The sequence below is a fragment of the Specibacter sp. AOP5-B1-6 genome (genome assembly GCF_052376555.1).
Lineage (GTDB): Bacteria > Actinomycetota > Actinomycetes > Actinomycetales > Micrococcaceae > Specibacter.
In genome coordinates, this window is the sequence record NZ_JBQSVT010000027.1 from 1 (window position 1) to 17,102 (window position 17,102).

14 protein-coding genes are annotated in these 17,102 nt (G+C 63.2%); 3 read left to right on the forward strand and 11 right to left on the reverse strand.

The genetic code is table 11. The annotated features are described in order from the left end of the window. The first annotated feature begins 56 nt into the window (after positions 1-56). Positions 57-1,745: a cation:proton antiporter gene (locus ACT3TS_RS13550; RefSeq protein WP_444532037.1), complete on the forward strand. Its 1,689-nt coding sequence runs from the start codon at positions 57-59 to the stop codon at positions 1,743-1,745. Positions 1,746-1,757: 12 nt separating this feature from the next. On the opposite strand, the gene ACT3TS_RS13555 is transcribed toward ACT3TS_RS13550, so the two are convergent. The 5 genes from ACT3TS_RS13555 to ACT3TS_RS13575 form a co-directional block, all read right to left on the reverse strand. After that, a complete protein-coding gene (locus ACT3TS_RS13555; RefSeq protein ID WP_444532038.1) occupies positions 1,758-2,192 on the reverse strand; it encodes a DoxX family protein in 435 nt (144 codons plus the stop codon). A gap of 41 nt (positions 2,193-2,233) precedes the next feature. Further along, positions 2,234-3,103, reverse strand: a complete 870-nt coding sequence (locus ACT3TS_RS13560) for a metal ABC transporter permease (RefSeq protein WP_444532039.1) — start codon at positions 3,101-3,103, stop codon at positions 2,234-2,236. Further along, the gene (locus ACT3TS_RS13565; RefSeq protein WP_444532040.1) at positions 3,100-3,825 is read right to left on the reverse strand and encodes a metal ABC transporter ATP-binding protein; all 726 of its coding nucleotides are present in this window, start codon (positions 3,823-3,825) and stop codon (positions 3,100-3,102) included. The genes ACT3TS_RS13560 and ACT3TS_RS13565 overlap by 4 nt, the downstream gene beginning before the upstream one ends. Then, on the reverse strand, positions 3,822-4,901 hold the full coding sequence (locus ACT3TS_RS13570) for a metal ABC transporter substrate-binding protein (protein ID WP_444532081.1): 1,080 nt from the start codon (positions 4,899-4,901) through the stop codon (positions 3,822-3,824). Before ACT3TS_RS13570 ends, ACT3TS_RS13565 begins: the two co-directional genes overlap by 4 nt. Before the next feature lie 96 nt (positions 4,902-4,997). Further along, the gene (locus ACT3TS_RS13575; protein ID WP_444532041.1) at positions 4,998-5,708 is read right to left on the reverse strand and encodes a DedA family protein; all 711 of its coding nucleotides are present in this window, start codon (positions 5,706-5,708) and stop codon (positions 4,998-5,000) included. A 344-nt stretch (positions 5,709-6,052) separates the two neighbouring features. Between ACT3TS_RS13575 and ACT3TS_RS13580 the strand changes: the two genes are divergently transcribed. Continuing rightward, positions 6,053-7,522: a DHA2 family efflux MFS transporter permease subunit gene (locus ACT3TS_RS13580; protein ID WP_444532042.1), complete on the forward strand. Its 1,470-nt coding sequence runs from the start codon at positions 6,053-6,055 to the stop codon at positions 7,520-7,522. Between the two features lie 108 nt (positions 7,523-7,630). Here ACT3TS_RS13580 and arfA read toward each other — a convergent pair whose 3' ends face one another. From arfA to ACT3TS_RS13610, 6 genes are all read right to left on the reverse strand, one after another. Beyond that, the gene (arfA, locus tag ACT3TS_RS13585) at positions 7,631-9,169 is read right to left on the reverse strand and encodes an arabinosylfuranosidase ArfA (protein WP_444532043.1); all 1,539 of its coding nucleotides are present in this window, start codon (positions 9,167-9,169) and stop codon (positions 7,631-7,633) included. Positions 9,170-9,226: 57 nt separating this feature from the next. Then, positions 9,227-10,129, reverse strand: a complete 903-nt coding sequence (locus ACT3TS_RS13590; RefSeq protein ID WP_444532044.1) for a carbohydrate ABC transporter permease — start codon at positions 10,127-10,129, stop codon at positions 9,227-9,229. 3 nt (positions 10,130-10,132) lie between these two features. Further along, positions 10,133-11,086, reverse strand: coding sequence for a carbohydrate ABC transporter permease (locus tag ACT3TS_RS13595; RefSeq protein ID WP_444532045.1), 954 nt, complete (start codon positions 11,084-11,086; stop codon positions 10,133-10,135). A gap of 76 nt (positions 11,087-11,162) precedes the next feature. Next, a complete protein-coding gene (locus ACT3TS_RS13600; RefSeq protein WP_444532046.1) occupies positions 11,163-12,485 on the reverse strand; it encodes an extracellular solute-binding protein in 1,323 nt (440 codons plus the stop codon). Positions 12,486-12,813: 328 nt separating this feature from the next. Continuing rightward, positions 12,814-13,818, reverse strand: a complete 1,005-nt coding sequence (locus tag ACT3TS_RS13605) for a LacI family DNA-binding transcriptional regulator (RefSeq protein WP_444532047.1) — start codon at positions 13,816-13,818, stop codon at positions 12,814-12,816. A 345-nt stretch (positions 13,819-14,163) separates the two neighbouring features. Then, on the reverse strand, positions 14,164-15,675 hold the full coding sequence (locus tag ACT3TS_RS13610; RefSeq protein WP_444532048.1) for an amino acid permease: 1,512 nt from the start codon (positions 15,673-15,675) through the stop codon (positions 14,164-14,166). Between the two features lie 392 nt (positions 15,676-16,067). On the opposite strand from ACT3TS_RS13610, the gene ACT3TS_RS13615 reads away from it, so the two are divergent. Then, the gene (locus ACT3TS_RS13615; RefSeq protein ID WP_444532049.1) at positions 16,068-17,099 is read left to right on the forward strand and encodes a patatin-like phospholipase family protein; all 1,032 of its coding nucleotides are present in this window, start codon (positions 16,068-16,070) and stop codon (positions 17,097-17,099) included. Positions 17,100-17,102 lie beyond the last annotated feature (3 nt).

Sequence of the window (17,102 nt, forward strand, 5' to 3'; positions counted from 1 at the left end):
GTGCACAAAGCACGCAACACTGGAATTCACCCCAAATTACTGACAATCTTGCACTCATGACCGAATTTCTCGTCGTAATCGTTTCCGCCCTGCTGGTCATCGCTGCCGCGACCCTGCTGGGCCCGCGCCTGGGCATAGCCTCGCCCCTGGTGCTCGTCGCGATCGGCGTGGCCGCCAGTTTCCTGCCGATGTTCGCGTCCGTTTACATTGAGCCTGCCTGGATTCTCGAGGGCGTGCTGCCGCCGCTGCTCTACTCCGCCGCGGTGTCGATGCCAACCATGAACTTCCGCCGCGAGTTCGGCGCAATTGGTGGGTTGTCGGTGGTCCTCGTCGTCGGCAGCGCCCTGCTGCTGGGGCTGTTCTTCATGCTCGTGATTCCGGGGCTTGGATTTGCCTGGGGTGTCGCCCTCGGCGCGATCGTCAGCCCGACCGACGCCGTGGCAACCTCGATCATCAAACGAACCGCCGTGTCCAAGCGGGTCGTGGCAATGCTGGAAGGAGAGAGCCTGCTGAACGACGCCACGGCACTCGTGCTGCTCCGGACCGCGATCGTCGCGACGGCGGCGGCCTTCTCGTTCTGGGGTGCCGTCGGCACCTTCGCCTACTCTGTTGTCGTTGCGCTGATTGTCGGCCTCGTTGTGGGCTGGCTCAACCTGGTCGTTCGGAAACGGCTGACCGACTCCACCGTCAACACCGTCATCTCCTTCACGGTGCCGTTCATCGCCGCCGTGCCCGCCGAACACATCGGCGCTTCGGGACTCGTCGCTGCCGTGGTCGCCGGACTGGTCACCGGAATCGGTGCACCCCGTCATCTTTCACCCCGGAGCAGGTTGTCCGATTCGCAGAACTGGCACATGGTCGAGCTCGTCCTTGAAGGCGCGGTGTTCCTGACCATGGGCGTGCAGATCAAGTCGATTGTGACAAACGTGCAGCAGGATCACGCCGGCGTCGGGGCCGCCGTGCTCGTCGCTGCCGGCGCCCTGCTCCTGACGATACTGGTGCGTGCAGCCTACGTCGCCCCGTTGCTGCGCAGCCTCGCCCGACGGTCCAAGCGGGTCGCATCCATGCAGCAGCAACTTCTGGGCATGCAGGAAAAATTAAGCACCCCCGGGGGCAAGGAGGAAACCTTCAAGAAGACCAGGCGAAGCGGAGGAACGGTGTCAGAGCACCACCTCGACCATTTCAGCCAGCGGTTTACCCAACGGATCACGAAGACACTCGCCGACATCGACTACTTTGTCCGCGAGCCGCTGGGCTGGCGCGAGGGCACAGCCGTGGTGTGGGCCGGCATGCGCGGCGCAGTGACGGTGGCTGCGGCGCAAACACTCCCGGCCGACACGCCGCAGCGCTCAGTCCTGGTGCTCATTGCGTTCGCGGTGGCGATCCTGTCCCTCCTCATCCAGGGCGGCACCATCGGAGCGCTGATGCGCCGCTTGACACCGGATACGGACCAGTCCGAAGTCGATGAGCGCAACCACGAGGAAGTTGTCCAGCTCATGACGCTGATGCGAAAGAGTGCCGGCACCGTCCCGGAGCCGCCGCACGTGGAAGACGACGGCGAGGTCTCCCCTGCCGACTTCGCCACAGCCAAACGCCACCGGCTGGCTGTCATCGAAGCACAGCGGTCGGTACTGCTCGATGCCCGCGACAACGGCATCTTCGATTCGGACGTGCTCGCCAACGCGCTCGCCAACCTCGACGCATCCCAGATCGCCATCGAGTTGCGCGGCACGCCCGCACAGTGATGCCGGACCGGCCTATGGCCGGCGTGCGCTCCACGCCCACGCAACCAAGGGCAGCTGCAGGGGCAGCCGAAGCGCGTGGATGCGCCGTTCCGACGGCGTCCCTTCGGGACCGAAGGCCCGGCGCAAGGCCGTCACGTGCCCGGCCGTGAAGCCCGCGAACATCACAGTGGTGGCAACGGCCGCGGCCTTCCGCGTTCCCGGGACCAGCAGTCCGAGCGCCGCCACCGCTTCCGGAGCCGCCGAAACGACCACCCACTGGCGGCGTGTCATGAGGCCAAACCGTCCGCCCTTGTCACTGCACAGCGACGGCGGCACCACCGGGTAGTAAAACTTGGGGTTGCGAAGGTGGTTGACCGCACTGGTGCCCAGCAGTGCGGCCAACGCCCAGGCGTTCGCCTGTGCCTTGAAATTGTTGGTAACAGCAAAGGTGGCGGTATTGAGCTTCATGGAACCATCCTTGCATGCCCGGGCCCAGCGCAGGCAGTGCCTCAGGCGGCAGCCAGCTTCCGGCGTCGGCCGGCATTGAAGCGGGTGGAAACCAGGCCGTGGCGGGGGCTGAACAGGTAAACCAGCGTAAACGCCGTGCCCTGGGTCAGGACCACCATGCCCCCGGAGGCGGCATCGAGATAGTAGCTGGCATAGAGGCCGACGACGGCGCAGCCGGCCGAGATGGCAGGCGCCAGCACGAGCATCCGGCCAAAGCGGTCGGTGAGCAGGTACGCCGTCGCCCCGGGAATGATGAGCATGGCCACCACCAACACCACTCCGACCGCCTGCAGCGCCACGACCGAGGTCAGCGCCAGCAGTCCCAGCAGGAACGCCCCGAGCATGCGGGGGTTCAAGCCGATGGCGTGGGCGTGAGTGGGGTCGAACGCGTAAAGGGTGAAGTCCCGCCGCTTGAAGACCAGGATGGCGAGGGTGACGGCGCCGAGCACCAGCACTTGGACGAGGTCGGCGTGGCTGAGCCCGAGCAAATTTCCAAAGATGATGTGGGTGAGGTCGGTTTGACTCGGTGTCACGGAGATCAACACCAAGCCCAGCGCAAACAGCGTGGTGAAGACGATGCCGATGGCCGCGTCCTCTTTAACCCGGCTGGTGTCGCGCACGGCTCCGATCAAGGCCACGGCCAGGAAACCAAAGAGCACGGCGCCCACGGCAAAGGGCGCCCCCACGATGTACGCCAGCGCAACGCCTGGCAGGACGGCGTGCGAGACGGCGTCGCCCATGAGCGACCAGCCGATCAGGACCAGCCAGCAGGAAAGGACGGCGCAGACCACGGCGGCGATCACGGTGACGGCAAGGGCGCGCTGCATGAAGACGTAGTCGAAGGGTTCAAGCAGGAATTCAAGGATGCTCATGCCGGCGCCCCCAGACCAAATGCCAGGGCGAGGTTCCCGGGTTGGAGCACCTCACGAGGCGTGCCGTGCAGGAGCACCCGGCGCATGAGCAGGACAGCCTCGTCGGCCAGGTCGGGCAAGGCGTGCAGGTCGTGGGTGGACACCAGAATGGTGGCACCCTCGCGGGCCAGTTCACGCAGCAGCGCCACGATGGTCGCCTCGGAACGTTTGTCCACCCCCGCAAATGGTTCATCCAGCAGCAGCGTCGTGGCGCCCTGGGCAATGCCGCGGGCCACAAAGGTGCGCTTTTTCTGCCCGCCGGAAAGTTGTCCGATCTGGCGCTGGGCAAAGTCGGACAGCTCCACGCGTTCCAGGGCGCCGGCCACCGCCAGCCGGTCGGCTCTCCGCGGCCGCCGGCCCGGCCCCATTCGCCCGTACCGTCCCATCATGACGACCTCCTGCACCGAGAGCGGAAACTGCCAGTCAACATCCTCGCTTTGCGGAACATAGCTGACGACGCCGGACCGCCTCGCCCTGGCCGGTGTGTCGCCGGCGACCGTGACGGTTCCGGCGTCGGGCTTGACCAGGCCCATGATGGCCTTGAACAAGGTGGACTTTCCCGAGCCGTTCATGCCGACCAGGCCACAGATCCTCCCTTCCTCGAGCTTCAAGGTTGCCCGGTCCAGGGCCAACACCCCGCCGTAGTGGACCGTGACGGCGTCAACATCGATGGCGGCGGTCATGGCTGCGCTCGCTGAGGTGCGCCCTGAGGTGTGCCCGCTGGTGCGCCCTCTGGTGCCGTCCCCGGGGAACTTTGCTGCGGGCTTCCCTGAGTCCCGGTCAGGGCGTCGGCGATGACCGTGGCGTCGTGCCGGATCAGCTCAAGGTAGGTGGGGACGGGGCCGTCGGCTTCCGAGAGTGAATCAACATAGAGTGTCCCGCCGAAGACTGCGTCCGTGGCCTCGACAACCCTTTCCATGGGGGCTGCGGAGACAGTGGATTCACAGAAGACTGCCGGCACGTTGTTGGCCCGGACAAATTCAATGGCGCCGGCAATCTGCTGGGGCGTGGCCTGTTGTTCGGCGTTGACGGCCCAAATGTATTTCTCCGTGAGTCCCGCGTCGCGGGCCAGATAGGAGAAGGCGCCTTCGCAGCTCACCAGGGCCCGCTGGCTCGCCGGCAGGATGGACAGTTTTTCAACCAGCTCGTCCTGGACCTCCTGCAGCGTTGCGTTGTAGGCGGCACCGTTGCTCTTATAGACATCCGCATTGGCGGGATCAAGTTCCTGGAATGCGGCGACCATGTTGTTGACATAGATTTGCACGTTCGCCGGTGACATCCAAGCGTGCGGGTTGGGCAGGTCCTTGTAGGCGTCTTCGGCAATGTTGATGGGTTCCACACCCGCTGTGACCACAGTGTGCGGAGCCTTCACGTCCTGCACAAATTGCGCAAACCACGCTTCCAGCCCCATGCCGTTGTCAAGGATCAAGTCCGCCTTCCCGGCCTTGCGGATGTCCCCCGGGGTGGGTTCGTAGCCGTGAATTTCGGCTCCTGCTTTGGTGATGGACTCCACCTGCAGCTTGTCGCCAGCCACGTTTTGGGCAATGTCGGCCAGGACGGTGAAGGTGGTGAGCACAACGGGCCTGTCTCCACCGGATTGCGGGCCTGATGAATCGGCCGGGGAGCCGCAGGCAGCCAGGGTCAACGAGAGTGCGGTCAGGCCCGCAACCGTTGCACGGCGAAGGTGTTTCCGGGCGCGCAGACGCGTGGATCGGGAGTTGGTTGCTGAGGCATGCGGTAGCGGCGCATACGGGGACATGGGAGCTGAAATCGGCATGCACCGACCATAGTTTAGGTAAGCCGAAATATCAAGTGATGGGTGACCGTAAAGCTGACGGTTGACCTCGTGGTGGCCTCACCTGCTGGCAACCCCCGCGGGTTCGCGCCCGGAACTGTCCGCCGCATCAGCAGCCGGAAGGTCCGCATCCACCATGGGTGGTTCGGCCTGCCGCATCCGAGCCCGCCGTTCGCGAGCTTGCGGCGTCCGTGACCGCAACATCCCGGGAACCCTGTCAATGGCGAGGCCAATCAGCCCCGCAACGAGGATCGCCGCAATGAATCCCAGCACCGGGTACTCACGGAACCAAGCGCCGGCCACGGCACCAATCCCCACGGAATAGGCAGCCCAGAGGCTCGCCGACAGCGCGGTTACAGCCATGAAACGCCGGCGCGAATAGCCCGTGGCACCGGCCGTGAGGTTGACGGCAACCCTGGCCACGGGGATGAAGCGCGCCACGAGGATGATCGACACGGCCCGACTTTCCAGCCCGGCAGCTGCCCGGGCAAAGGCACGCTGCATGAACGGCCGGCGCATCCACCGGAACCGGCTGGTGCCCGTAATCCGGCCCAATGAGTAGGCCAGGTTGTCGCCAAGGAACGTCCCAATGGCCGCGGCCAGCAACAGCAGCCACACGTTGGAGCCTCCGTCAGCAACGGCCAGGGATGCCATGCCAACGACGACGGCTTCGCTGGGGAAAGGCGGGAAGAATCCATCGACGATGCAGCCCAGGGCGACGACGGCGTAAATCCAGGGTTGTCCGGCCGCAGCCAGCAGAAAATCAGTCATCGGAGGCATCGCAGGGCTGTTGTTTGCTCATGCGTTCAACGCTACCGACGGCGCCAGGCCGCGACCATGGGGGAAACCCCCGGTTTTTAGTTCGGGCAGCCACCCGGCACTCAGGGTTCGGCAGGGGGCGCCCCCGGCATCGGACGGCTTGCGCCGCCGCGGGGGTGGACGTCGGGCGTTGCCCGGGCGGCGCCGTCGGACTTCTGGAATAAACTGTGTGGAAGCTGGGAATAGATCGCCACCGACCGACGCTTGCAGCTGTGAGTCGAAATTCAAACGGGCCAGCCGGCTTTGAACTGATTCCACAGTCCACAATTTTCATCCTCCAGGATTCAGGATTTCTTATGTCTATTTCCACCGTTGACGTGCCGGACCGGCTCTCGGCAAGGGACCGCACGACCATCACTGTTTTGCTGGTGTCGGCATTTGTGGTGATCCTCAACGAAACCATCATGAACGTGGCCCTGCCGCGCCTGATGCACGAGTTCCAGGTCTCCCCCTCCGCCATCCAGTGGCTTGCCACGGCCTTCATGCTGACCATGTCGGTTGTCATCCCAGCGACCGGCTACCTGCTGACGCGTTTCCCCATCCGCACGGTGTTTGTTCTGGCCATGGCCTTGTTCTCGGTGGGCACACTGTTGGCCGGTGTGGCACCGGGCTTCGAGGTGTTGCTGGTTGCCCGCGTGGTTCAAGCCTCGGGCACGGCCATCATGATGCCGCTGCTCATGACAACAATCCTTGACCTGGTGCCGTCGCACCGCCGTGGCGCGGTGATGGGCAACGTCTCGATCGTGATCTCCGTGGCTCCCGCCATCGGACCGACCCTGTCGGGCGTCATCCTGCACTCCTTGTCGTGGCGCTTCATGTTCTTGTTCGTGCTGCCGATCGCCGTGGCCGCATTGATCCTGGGCTCGCGCCTTTTGCCCACGGACAGCAAGCGGAGCAGTTCCAAGTTCTCCATCCCGTCGGTATTGATCTCCATCCCGGCGTTCGGCGGCCTGGTCTACGGGCTCAGCGGCATCGGCTCCCCCGACGCCGCAACGAAGCAGATCGCGATCATCGCCCTGGTTGTTTCGCTGGTGTCGCTGGCTGGATTCGTGCTGCTTCAGTTGCGGCTGCAGCGCAAGGACGCCGCCCTGCTGGACATGCGTCCGTTCCTGCACCGCCAGTTCACCCTGGCCCTGGCCTTGATGGTCATGGCCATGGTGGCGTTGTTTGGCGTGATCATCCTGCTGCCGATGTACCTGCAGAATGTGCGCGGGCTCGACGTGCTGTCCACCGGGCTGCTGATGCTCCCGGGCGGGCTGCTCATGGGTCTGCTGGCCCCTTGGGTCGGCAAACTGTTCGACAAGGTTGGTGCCCGGCCGTTGCTGATGCCCGGCGGCTTGCTGCTGTCGGCGATCCTGTTCGGCTACACCCAACTCAATGAAAACACCTCGCTGGTGGTTATCATTGGGCTGCACCTGCTGATGTCGATCGCCCTGGCGTTCATCTTCACCCCTGCCTTCACGGCCGGGCTGAACCCGCTGCCCCACTCGCTGCACTCGCACGGATCCGCCGTGCTCTCGACGCTCCAGCAACTGGGCGGGGCTGCAGGCACCGCCCTGCTGGTGGGTGTCATGTCGGCCGGAACCATCGCCGCCGCGGCCGCCGGCAAGAATGAAATTGCGGCACAGACCAGCGGTTTCAGCAACGGCTTCCTGGTTGCCGCGTTTGTTTCGCTTGGCATCGTGGTGATTGCCGCGTTCATGGGCAAGGACGCTGCCGTCGCCGGGTCCCCCGTCCCGGCCAAGGAGTCCGTCGCCGTTCACTAACCGCTGTTGCACCACAAAGCGTGGCATCCGCCGTCGTAGCAATTACGACGGCGGATGCCACGCTTTGTTGTTGTCGGCACCTTTCGCGGAGCCGGTTCTTGGGGCGTCTTAGTTCTTGGTGACCTCAAGTTCGACGACGGCCCACGACAGGGCCGGAAGTGTCAGTTTCAGTTCGTCCCCGGCCGCCTTGACGCCCTCGAGCGTGGCCATGCCGATCTGGTCCTGCCGTGCCAGGGTGTTCTTGGTGAACCGGTCCTTGCCCTCCGGAGCCTCGAGCACCTCCGCCCGCGTGATGCGGCCGGCTTCGAAACCGCGCAGGCTGACCTCCACGTCGGCGGCTTCCTCCAGCCCCCGGTTGGCAAGGAACAACGCCACCCGCCCGCTTTCCTCATTCCAGGTGGCGCTGACGTCAATCAGGTCCGCGTCGCCAAATTTTGCCGTCTCCACCTTGTCCGATTCAACATGGGTGCGCAGGATCTGGCCCTTCGCCAATTCGGCCATGCGGGCAAAGGGGAAGAAGATGCTTTGGCGCCAGGCCGGCCCATTCTCTTCGGCCAGGATCGGGGCAATGACGTTGACCAGTTGGGCCTGGTTGGCGATCTTGACCCTGTCGCCGTGTCGCAACAGCGAGTTCAACAAGGTGCCGACCACCACCGCGTCCGTGACGTTGTACTTGTCCTCGATGACGCGGGGGTGTTCGCGCCAGCCGGAGGCATTCACCCGGTGCGGCTGGTCTTCGGTGTCCAGGCCGCTCTGGTACCAGACGTTCCATTCATCGAAGGAGAGGTTGATTTCCTTTTTGTGCTTGCCCTTCGCCTTGACCGAGTCGGCCGTGGCCACCACGGACTCGATGAAGTAGTCCATGTCCACGGCACTTGCCAGGAAACTCTTGGCGTCGCCGTCGTGCTCCTGGTAGTAGGCATGCAGGGAAACGTAGTCGACCTCGTCGTAGGCGTGGGTGAGCACCGTCTGCTCCCAGGCGCCAAAGGTGGGCATGGCGGAGCTTGAACTGCCGCACGCCACCAACTCGATGGTGGGGTCGACCAGGCGCATGGCCTTGCCCGCCTCCTGGGCCAGGCGGCCATACTCTTCCGCTGTTTTGTGGCCAATCTGCCAGGGCCCGTCCATTTCGTTGCCCAGGCACCAGAGCTTGATGTCGAAGGGGTCCTTGTGGCCGTTTTTCGCCCGCAAGTCCGAGAGATATGTGCCGCCGGGGTGGTTGGCGTACTCGACAATCTCCCGGGCCGCGTTCACGCCGCGGGTGCCGAGGTTGATGGCTTCCATGATTTCGGTGCCGGCCTTGCGTGACCAGTCGACGAACTCGTGGAGGCCAAAGGCGTTGGATTCCAGTGTGTGCCAGGCACCGTCAAGCCGGCGGGGCCTGTTCGCCACCGGTCCGACGCCGTCTTCCCAGTTGTAGCCGGAGACAAAGTTTCCGCCGGGGTAGCGGATCACCGTGGCGCCGAGTTCCTTGGTCAGGGCCAGGACGTCCTTGCGGAAGCCCTGGTCATCGGCGCTTTGGTGGCCCGGTTCGTAGATTCCGGTGTAAACGCAGCGGCCCATGTGCTCCACAAAGGAGCCAAAGAGGCGGTGTGGAACCTCCGAGATGGTGAAGTCGCGGTCAATGCTGATCCGTGCACGTGACATGGTGGTGATTCTCCTGTTTATTGATGGTTTTCAAAAGCGTGGTGCTGGTGGTGCAGTTTAGGTTCCGGCCAGCCCGGTGGTGGAAATGCCCTTGATGATCTGGCGTTGGAAGAAGAGGAAGACCACGATCAGGGGCAGCGCAGCCAACAGCGCAGAGGCCATGTTTTGGGCGTACTGGATGCCGTAGGCGCTCTTGATGGTTTGCAGCCCGACGGGCAGTGTCAGCATGGAGCTGTCGTTGGTGACGATGAACGGCCACAGAAAGTTGTTCCATGCGCCGATGAAGACAAAAATGGCGACGGCGGCGAGTATGGGCCGTGACAGTGGAAGCACCACCTGCCAGAAGATGCGGATCCGCCCGGCCCCGTCCACCAGGGCGGCGTCCTCGAGTTCGCGGGGAATTTGGTCGAAGAACTTTTTGAGCACAAACACCATGGCGGGCGCGATGACCTGGGGCAGGATGATGCCCCAGTAGGTGTCGATCATGTGGAAGGAGACCATCTGGTAAAACAGCGGGATGATCAACACCGGCGGCGGCACAATGAGCGAGGCGACGATGATTGTCATCAGGACCTTCCTGCCCTTGAAGTCGATGCGCGAGAGGGCGTAGGCGGCCAAAGTTGAGATGGCCAGGGTGACGAGGGTGATCGCGGCGGCAGTGAAGAGTGAGTTCCAGGTCCATTGCGGAATGTTGCCTTGTTGCAGGACCTTGGCGAACGCCTCGAACGTGAACCCGGATTTGGGCACCAGTGTGATGGGGGTGGCCGCAGCCTCGGTTTCACTTTTGAAGGCGGTGATGGTGGCCCAGGCGAAAGGGACGAGCCAGGTGACGGCCAGTATTGCCACGATGACGGTCGCGATGATCCTGCTGGGTGGGACCCGCTTCTTCCGCCGTCTGTCGGGTTTCCGGCGGGTGTCGCTGTCGACTCGTTCGGCTGGGTTGAGAGTAGACACTGCCATGGCCTATGCACTCCTCTTTCGGGTGAGAACGAACTGGGAAATCGACACGACGACGATAATGGCGAAGAAGATGTAGGAAATGGCTGCCGAATAGCCCAGCCGGTAGCCGGTAAATCCGGTCTCGAAAATGTATTGCACAACGCTGCGGGTTGAGCCGGCAGGACCGCCGGCGGTCATTTGGTACACCTGGTCGAAGACCTTCAATGAGGCCAGGACCTGCAGGATCACGATCATGACGGTTGTCGGATTGATCTGCGGCAGGGTAATGGAGAAGAACGCCCGCCAGCCTCCGGCACCATCGAGTTGGGCTGCCTCGTAGTGTGCCTGCGGGATGTTTTGCATTGCGGCAAGGTAGAGCAGGAAATTGAAGCCAACAGTCCACCAAAGCGTGGCGATCACGATTGACCACATGGCGACGTCGGGATTGTTCAGCCAGTCGACGGGTGCGATGCCCACCTTGCCGAGGAGTTCGTTGATCAAGCCCAGTTGCGGGTTGTACATCCAGACGAAGAACAACGACACCACCGTTGAGGCGAGCAGGTAGGGGGCGAAGAATGAGAGGCGCCACAGCCATTGGGCAGGCAGTCCCATGTTGACCAGTGCAGCCATGGCCAGTGCGACGAGCACCAGCGGGACGGTGCTGATGACCGTGAAATACAAGGTGTTGCCCATCGAATGCCACATGTCGGCATCCCCGAGTGCCTCGATGTAGTTGGCAAATCCGACAAAGGAACTATTGGCGCCGGTCAAGGACTTCCCCGTGAAGCTCATATAGACGCCGTAGATCAGGGGCCAGACCAGAAACACGGCGAAGAACGCAAGGAACGGCGCCATGAACCCCCACCCATGTTTGCGGTCCCGCCGCAGCCTCGCGGAGTGGCTGTTTTCCGGTGGCCGGGTCGTTGTTGGCCGTGATGCTGTGGAATCTGGTGCTGTGGAAACAGTGGACGTACTCATTGCATGGGCTCCCTTGCCACAAAAATTGCTCTCACGAAAATGATGTGCTGCACGTGCCTGGCCGCTGAACCGGGGCCTATACCGGGTTTGGTTTCGACAGCAGTCCATCCAGCCGGTGCACAAAGGCATCCCAGCCGACTTTGGCGGGGGTGCGGCCGAGAAATACGTTTTGAACGTTCTCGGCAAAGAACGACTGGAAGTCCGAGCCTGAACCGGTGAACCAGGCGCGCGGGTCGTAGTTGATGATGTCCGCGGCCGCGGAATAGTGCGCCTGCGGCAGAAGGTTCTTGTACTCTTCCGATTGCACCACCGGTTGAAAGCCGGGGATGTGGCCGGCCTTGGCCCAGTTCAACGAGCCCTTGAGGATGTCGGCGACAAAGGCGTATACATAGGCCCGCTTTTCGTCGTCGAGATTGAGTTGATGCGGCAGCACGAACGAGTGCGAGTCGGCGTAGGCAGCCGGGGTGCCGAACAAGGTGGGAATCGGCATGGCGTCGAACGGCACCTTGGCCGTTTGCATGGTGGGCAGCTCCCAGACGCCGCTCATCAGCATGCCGGAATCCTGGGCAGCGAACTCGGCAATGGCCGTTCCGGCGTCACCGCTCGCGGCTGCGATGTTGTCATCCAGAAGCGAGTGGATGTATTCCAGCACGGTCACCGCCACGTCGCGGTCGACCTGCGCCTTCTCCCCCTGGACGAGTTCCATGGAGGCGCCATGCTGCTTGTACAAAGTGTAGAACAAGCGCCACATTTGCGCGCCGTCAGCCAGGTAGCCATACGAAAGTCCGTGCTTGCCGGTCACCTTCGCCATTTCCAGGGCCATCTCCTTGAACCCCTCGGGCGACATGGCGGCCGCAAGCTGGCCGTTTGGTCCAAGTGCTCCAGCTTTTTGGGCCACTTCGGTGTTGTACATGAGGATGAAGGGGTGCGAATCCAAGGCGATGGAGAACAATTTTCCATCCTGCAAACTGTTTTCCCAGATCCGGGGAGCAAAGTCCTTCTCGCTTACGCCATTCTGGGCCAGCAGGTCCAGGTCCCAAGGGTCCAGCAGCCCGCCGGGAGCGTAGCCCGTCACGCGGGAAGCATGCATGATGGCCACTTCCGGAGGTCGCCCGCCCGCCGATGCCATGGCCAGTTTCGTGTAGTACGGCGCTCCCCATGCCAATACCGTGGGGTTGACGTGAAATGCCTGCTGCGCGCCGTTGGCGGCATCAATCATGGTCTGCATCTTGATGCCGTCACCACCGGACAACAGGTGCCAAAAGCGCAGCTGGGCTGCCCCGGCGGCCTGGGCGGAACCTCCGCAGCCTGACAACAGGCCGGCCGCCAGGGCGCCCGAGAGCGCCAACCCTCCCCCACGCAAAAACTGCCTTCTGGACACACTTGCATGTTCATTCATCGGTCACTCCCTTGGACGCGATTGCACTGGACAGTCCGCCAAACGCTCGTTCCCGAATGATCTTCGGAACTGCGGCCCGGCTGAACCACTGTGATCTGCTCCACAGATTACATCGTTGTAATAGAGTGCACAAGAGCGTTTTGTTAGCGCGCACAATATTTCTTTTTAGCAGCCCAGCCGTCGACGGTGCCGTTGCGGTCATTTGCCTGCGGTCACCCCCGGCAAACGACCACGGCAGCCCCCAACACCCATTGCCGGCGATTCACGCCATTCTCGGCGCAGTCATCCAATGTGGCTGGGTGCAGACCGGATCCGGAGCCCGTTGCAGCTAAGGGGTCCCCGTGCTGGCCCGGGCCACAAGCCGGTATGGCAAGGTGACATCCACCGACTCACGCCGCCTGTCGGCCATGCGGCTGGTCAACAGTTTGATGACCTCCTCCGCCAATGCACGCTTGTCAAAGGAGACCGTGGTCAGCGCCGGAACGGCAAACCTGCCGTGGTCAATGTCGTCAAAGCCGGCGACAAGGATGTCCCCGGGCACCTGGTGCCCGGCCTCCGCAAGAACGCTCAGAGCCCCTATGGCCAGAGAATCGGTGAAGCAGAAAATAGCGTCGGGGAGGTCATTGGTGGTCAGGAATTGGCGCAGGGCCCGGGCGCTTCCGTCAGGGGTCCACAGGTCGCAGGGTATTTCCAGCCCCGAATCCCGTTCAATGCCCAATTCCGCCAAGGCCTGCCGATAGCCCAATGTGCGGATTCTCGCTGTCGCCGTACGGTGATTTGCCGTGGCACCCAGGACGGCTATCCGGCGTCGCCCGCCTTGGGCCAGCGCCCGTGTCATCTCGCGGGCCGCGGCCAGGTTGTCAATGCCGACATGGTCCACATGGTTCTGGTCGACCTCGCCCAGGAGAACCATCGGCGGCAGGTTGCCGCCCACTCTTATGGCGCTCTCGTCCAAGGCAGTGGGGTTCAGTATCAGCCCATCGATGAGGTTGGCCCGGGCCTTGGACACCAACTCAAATTCACGTCCCGGGTCGCGCCCGGTTTCCTCCAGCTGAACGCTCCATCCTTGTTCGTGCGCCACCTCGACAATATGGTGCGTTAACTCCGCGGAGTACGGTGTCCCGAGGTCGGGAAGTGCCAAGGCAATGACTCCCGTTCGTCCGTTTCGAAGTCCCCTGGCTGAAAGGTTGGGTACGTAGTCGAGCTCGACGATGGCCGTTTCCACCCTGGACCGGGTGCGTTCACTGACGGGAATGAGGCCGTTGACAACATTTGACACTGTTTTGGGTGAAACCCCGGCCCGGGCCGCGACGTCCTTGACTGTAGCCCGCATCTCCACGATCCCCTGTCCACTGATGATTCCCGCCGTCGGAGGCCACTGACAGATCGGCGGGGCCTCTCCAGACTACTGGCAGGACACAATGTAACCTTAATTCCCGGCAAAATCCCGGCGCGAAGCATCATCACTCTGTTCGGAAACAACCCACCTGTGCTTCAGGCCGGCTTGAATTCAGGCAGATGTGGAGCTTCTGTCCGCGTCGTCAACCTCGTCGACTTCCAAGCGCAGTGGATTCAGAACCGGGTCCAGGAAGGACCGCGTCCGACCTTCCGGCAGCGGCACCAGGTGGGCAATGCGCCGTCGTACTTGACAAGCCATGGCGGCGTTCCACAAGCAGTTCTAGGCGGCGCTTTCCTCGAGGCCCTCCGGGCCAGCGAGATCCATGTCCAGAAGGGGAACAACCTTGGACTTGGTGACGAATCGGTGAATCAGCCACAGGCCGAGGAAGATGGGGATGCCGATGTAGGCCGAGAGGACTTCCGCGCCGCGGCCGGCGAGAACGGCCTCGTAGTTTTGGCCCGCAATCACCAGGATGAGGACCGCGAAGGCCAGCAGTGGTCCGACGGGAAAGAACGATGCCTTGTAGGGCAGATCGCTGACCTTGTTGCCCTGGGCCACAAATCCCCGCCTGAACCGGTAGTGGGAAATCGCGATCCCCGCCCAGACGATGAAGCCGCACAGGCCCGAGACATTCAACAGCCAGGAGTACGCTGCGCCCTGTCCCACGATGGCGGTCAGGAAACCAAAGAGCCCGACGGCGGCTGTGGCGAGCAAGGCAGCCATGGGAACACCCCGCGAGTTGGTCCGGCCGAAGATTTTAGGGGCCTTGCCGTCGTGCGCCATGGCATAGAGCATGCGTGTTGAGGCGTAGAGGCCGGAGTTGCCGGCCGAGAGGATGGCGGTAAGAATGACGGCGTTCATCAACGCAGCAGCAAAGGCAATGCCTGCCCGCTCAAAGACCAAGGTGAACGGTGAGGCCGCGATGTCAGCTTCACCGGACGCCAGCAAGCTCGGGTCGGTAAATGGGATCAGGCAGCCAATGACGAAAATGGCGCCGATGTAAAAGATCATGATGCGCCAGAAGACCGAGCGGATGGCGCGTGGAACCTCCCGTCGCGGGTTCTTGGCCTCGCCAGCCGCAACACCCACGAGTTCGGTGCCCTGGAAGGAGAAACCGGCGATCATGAAGACCGAAATGATCGAAACCCAGCCACCGTGGAACACGTCCTCCCGGTTCTGCCAATTCGACATTCCCGAGGAACTGTCGCCAAGGACGCCAAAAATCATGAGCACACCGGCCGCCAGGAACAGCACCACGGCGACAACCTTGATCAGGGAGAGCCAGAATTCGCTCTCCCCAAAAGCCTTGGCCGAGAGGGCATTGACCGCCGTGAGCAGCACGAGGAAACTTCCAGCCCATACCCAGCCGGGCACCCCCGGGAACCAGAAGTCCATGATGATGCCCGCGGCAACCAGCTCGGCAGCCACGGTGATGGCCCAGTTGAACCAGTAATTCCAGCCAATGGCAAACCCAAAGGAAGGTGAGACAAAGCGGGTTGCATAGGTTTGAAATGAACCGGCCACAGGAATCTTGGCCGACATCTCCCCCAACGACTGCATCAGCAGAAAGACCATCAGGCCCACCAGGGCGTACGCGACCAACGCGCCACCCGGACCGGCCTGCGAGATGGTGCCGCCGGAGGCCACAAAGAGCCCGGTGCCGATGGCGCCGCCGATCGCGATCATCTGGAGGTGGCGGCTGCTCAGCCCGCGCTTAAGTTCATTGCCGGTGTTGCTCGCGCCATCGGGGGCGTCCGCGTCGATCTCAGGTTCTGCAGAGACTTGGCTCATGGATGGAATGTGACTCCTGGCTATTGACGTCCGCGCAGGCACGGGAACGCCTGACGAGGATCCGTGGTGCTCGAACCCTGCTGGGACTACAGCCCTCCATTATGTCGGGAATTCGTCACGAAGCAGGAATTGGTGGTGTGCGTCACGGCGTGCACCGGGAGCCGGGCCGTTGCGCACCGCGCCAACAGCGTGATATTTTTTCGTTAATCGTGATTGATCAACAGGAGGTGGGACCCATGTATGCAGTATCCATAGTGGGCGCTCCCCCTGCAGTCCACGATCGCACGACTGAGGTAGTTGCACTGAGGTACCACGATCGCACGACTGAGGTAGTTGCACTGAGGTAGTCGCACCGGGAGCGCCCAACACGCAATCCGCGAAAGGCGACTCCCATGAACACCACACCTTCCCCAACTCCGCACCACTTCCCCGCCACGGCTTCCGACAGCCCAAGGGCCGACCAGCCCCTGCCGCAGCCCGACGCCACCAGGCTGCTGCACTCCAACAACGAACAGGCCCTGGTCCTTGGTGGCGGCGGATCCGCCGGCCACGCGTGGCTGATCGGCGTCATCGCGGGCCTGTTGGATGCCGGGCTGGATGTGACCACGGCCGATCTGATCATCGGGACGTCCGCCGGCTCCACCGCCGCGGCCCAGATCACCGGCGCGGACCCGACCCAACTGCTTGCCGACATCCTTTCCGCTGCGCCCCCGCAACGTCCTGCGCCCCCGCAACCTCCAGTTCCCCTGCAACGTACCGCTCAGCCCGGCCCTGGCGGCAACCGCAGTCCCAAGGGTCCGGCCGCCGAACATCTGGGCAGGACCGGGGAGATCATCGCCGCATCGTCGGGCCCGGCAGACATGCGACGGCGGATGGGAGCGGCGGCGCTCGAGCTCGATGCGGCTGCGGGCAGCTCCGGACAAAAACGGTGGCGCACCATTGTCGCCGCCCGGCTGCCCAGCCAGGACTGGCCGGAACACCTTGTGCAATTCACAGCCGTCGATGCCCATACCGGTGAACCGGTCATCTTCGACCGAAGCAGCGGAGTCGAGCTGGCTGACGCCGTCGCGGCCAGTTGTGCCAGCGGCCCTGCTTACACCCTGGGCGACAGCGCATACATTGACGGCGGCTACCGGCGCTCCAGTGAGAATGCCGATCTGGCCGCCGGATACGGGCAGGTGCTGGTCCTTTCACCACTTGGCGGCAGAACACGCCACCCGTTGGCGTGGAACATGCAGCTTGCGGTCCAGGTCGAGGAACTGCGCGCCGGCGGCAGCAAGGTTGAATCCATCGTCCCGGATGGCACCTCCCTCGATGCTTTTGGCGAGAACATGATGGACCTGTCAACACGCCCGGCTGCAGCGCGGGCCGGCTACGACCAGGGCAAAGCGGCGGGCGGGGAGCTCACCGGATTCTGGCGCTGATCC

Bases quoted from the DNA above. Each gene is read 5' to 3' on its own strand.
- ACT3TS_RS13600 (WP_444532046.1), bottom strand. From the start codon at position 12,485: ATGAATGAACATGCAAGTGTGTCCAGAAGGCAGTTTTTGCGTGGGGGA.
- ACT3TS_RS13580 (WP_444532042.1), top strand. From the start codon at position 6,053: ATGTCTATTTCCACCGTTGACGTGCCGGACCGGCTCTCGGCAAGGGAC.
- ACT3TS_RS13575 (WP_444532041.1), bottom strand. From the start codon at position 5,708: ATGACTGATTTTCTGCTGGCTGCGGCCGGACAACCCTGGATTTACGCC.
- ACT3TS_RS13555 (WP_444532038.1), bottom strand. From the start codon at position 2,192: ATGAAGCTCAATACCGCCACCTTTGCTGTTACCAACAATTTCAAGGCA.
- ACT3TS_RS13565 (WP_444532040.1), bottom strand. From the start codon at position 3,825: ATGACCGCCGCCATCGATGTTGACGCCGTCACGGTCCACTACGGCGGG.
- ACT3TS_RS13610 (WP_444532048.1), bottom strand. From the start codon at position 15,675: ATGAGCCAAGTCTCTGCAGAACCTGAGATCGACGCGGACGCCCCCGAT.
- ACT3TS_RS13550 (WP_444532037.1), top strand. From the start codon at position 57: ATGACCGAATTTCTCGTCGTAATCGTTTCCGCCCTGCTGGTCATCGCT.
- arfA (WP_444532043.1), bottom strand. From the start codon at position 9,169: ATGTCACGTGCACGGATCAGCATTGACCGCGACTTCACCATCTCGGAG.
- ACT3TS_RS13570 (WP_444532081.1), bottom strand. From the start codon at position 4,901: ATGTCCCCGTATGCGCCGCTACCGCATGCCTCAGCAACCAACTCCCGA.
- ACT3TS_RS13615 (WP_444532049.1), top strand. From the start codon at position 16,068: ATGAACACCACACCTTCCCCAACTCCGCACCACTTCCCCGCCACGGCT.
- ACT3TS_RS13590 (WP_444532044.1), bottom strand. From the start codon at position 10,129: ATGGCAGTGTCTACTCTCAACCCAGCCGAACGAGTCGACAGCGACACC.
- ACT3TS_RS13560 (WP_444532039.1), bottom strand. From the start codon at position 3,103: ATGAGCATCCTTGAATTCCTGCTTGAACCCTTCGACTACGTCTTCATG.
- ACT3TS_RS13595 (WP_444532045.1), bottom strand. From the start codon at position 11,086: ATGAGTACGTCCACTGTTTCCACAGCACCAGATTCCACAGCATCACGG.
- ACT3TS_RS13605 (WP_444532047.1), bottom strand. From the start codon at position 13,818: ATGCGGGCTACAGTCAAGGACGTCGCGGCCCGGGCCGGGGTTTCACCC.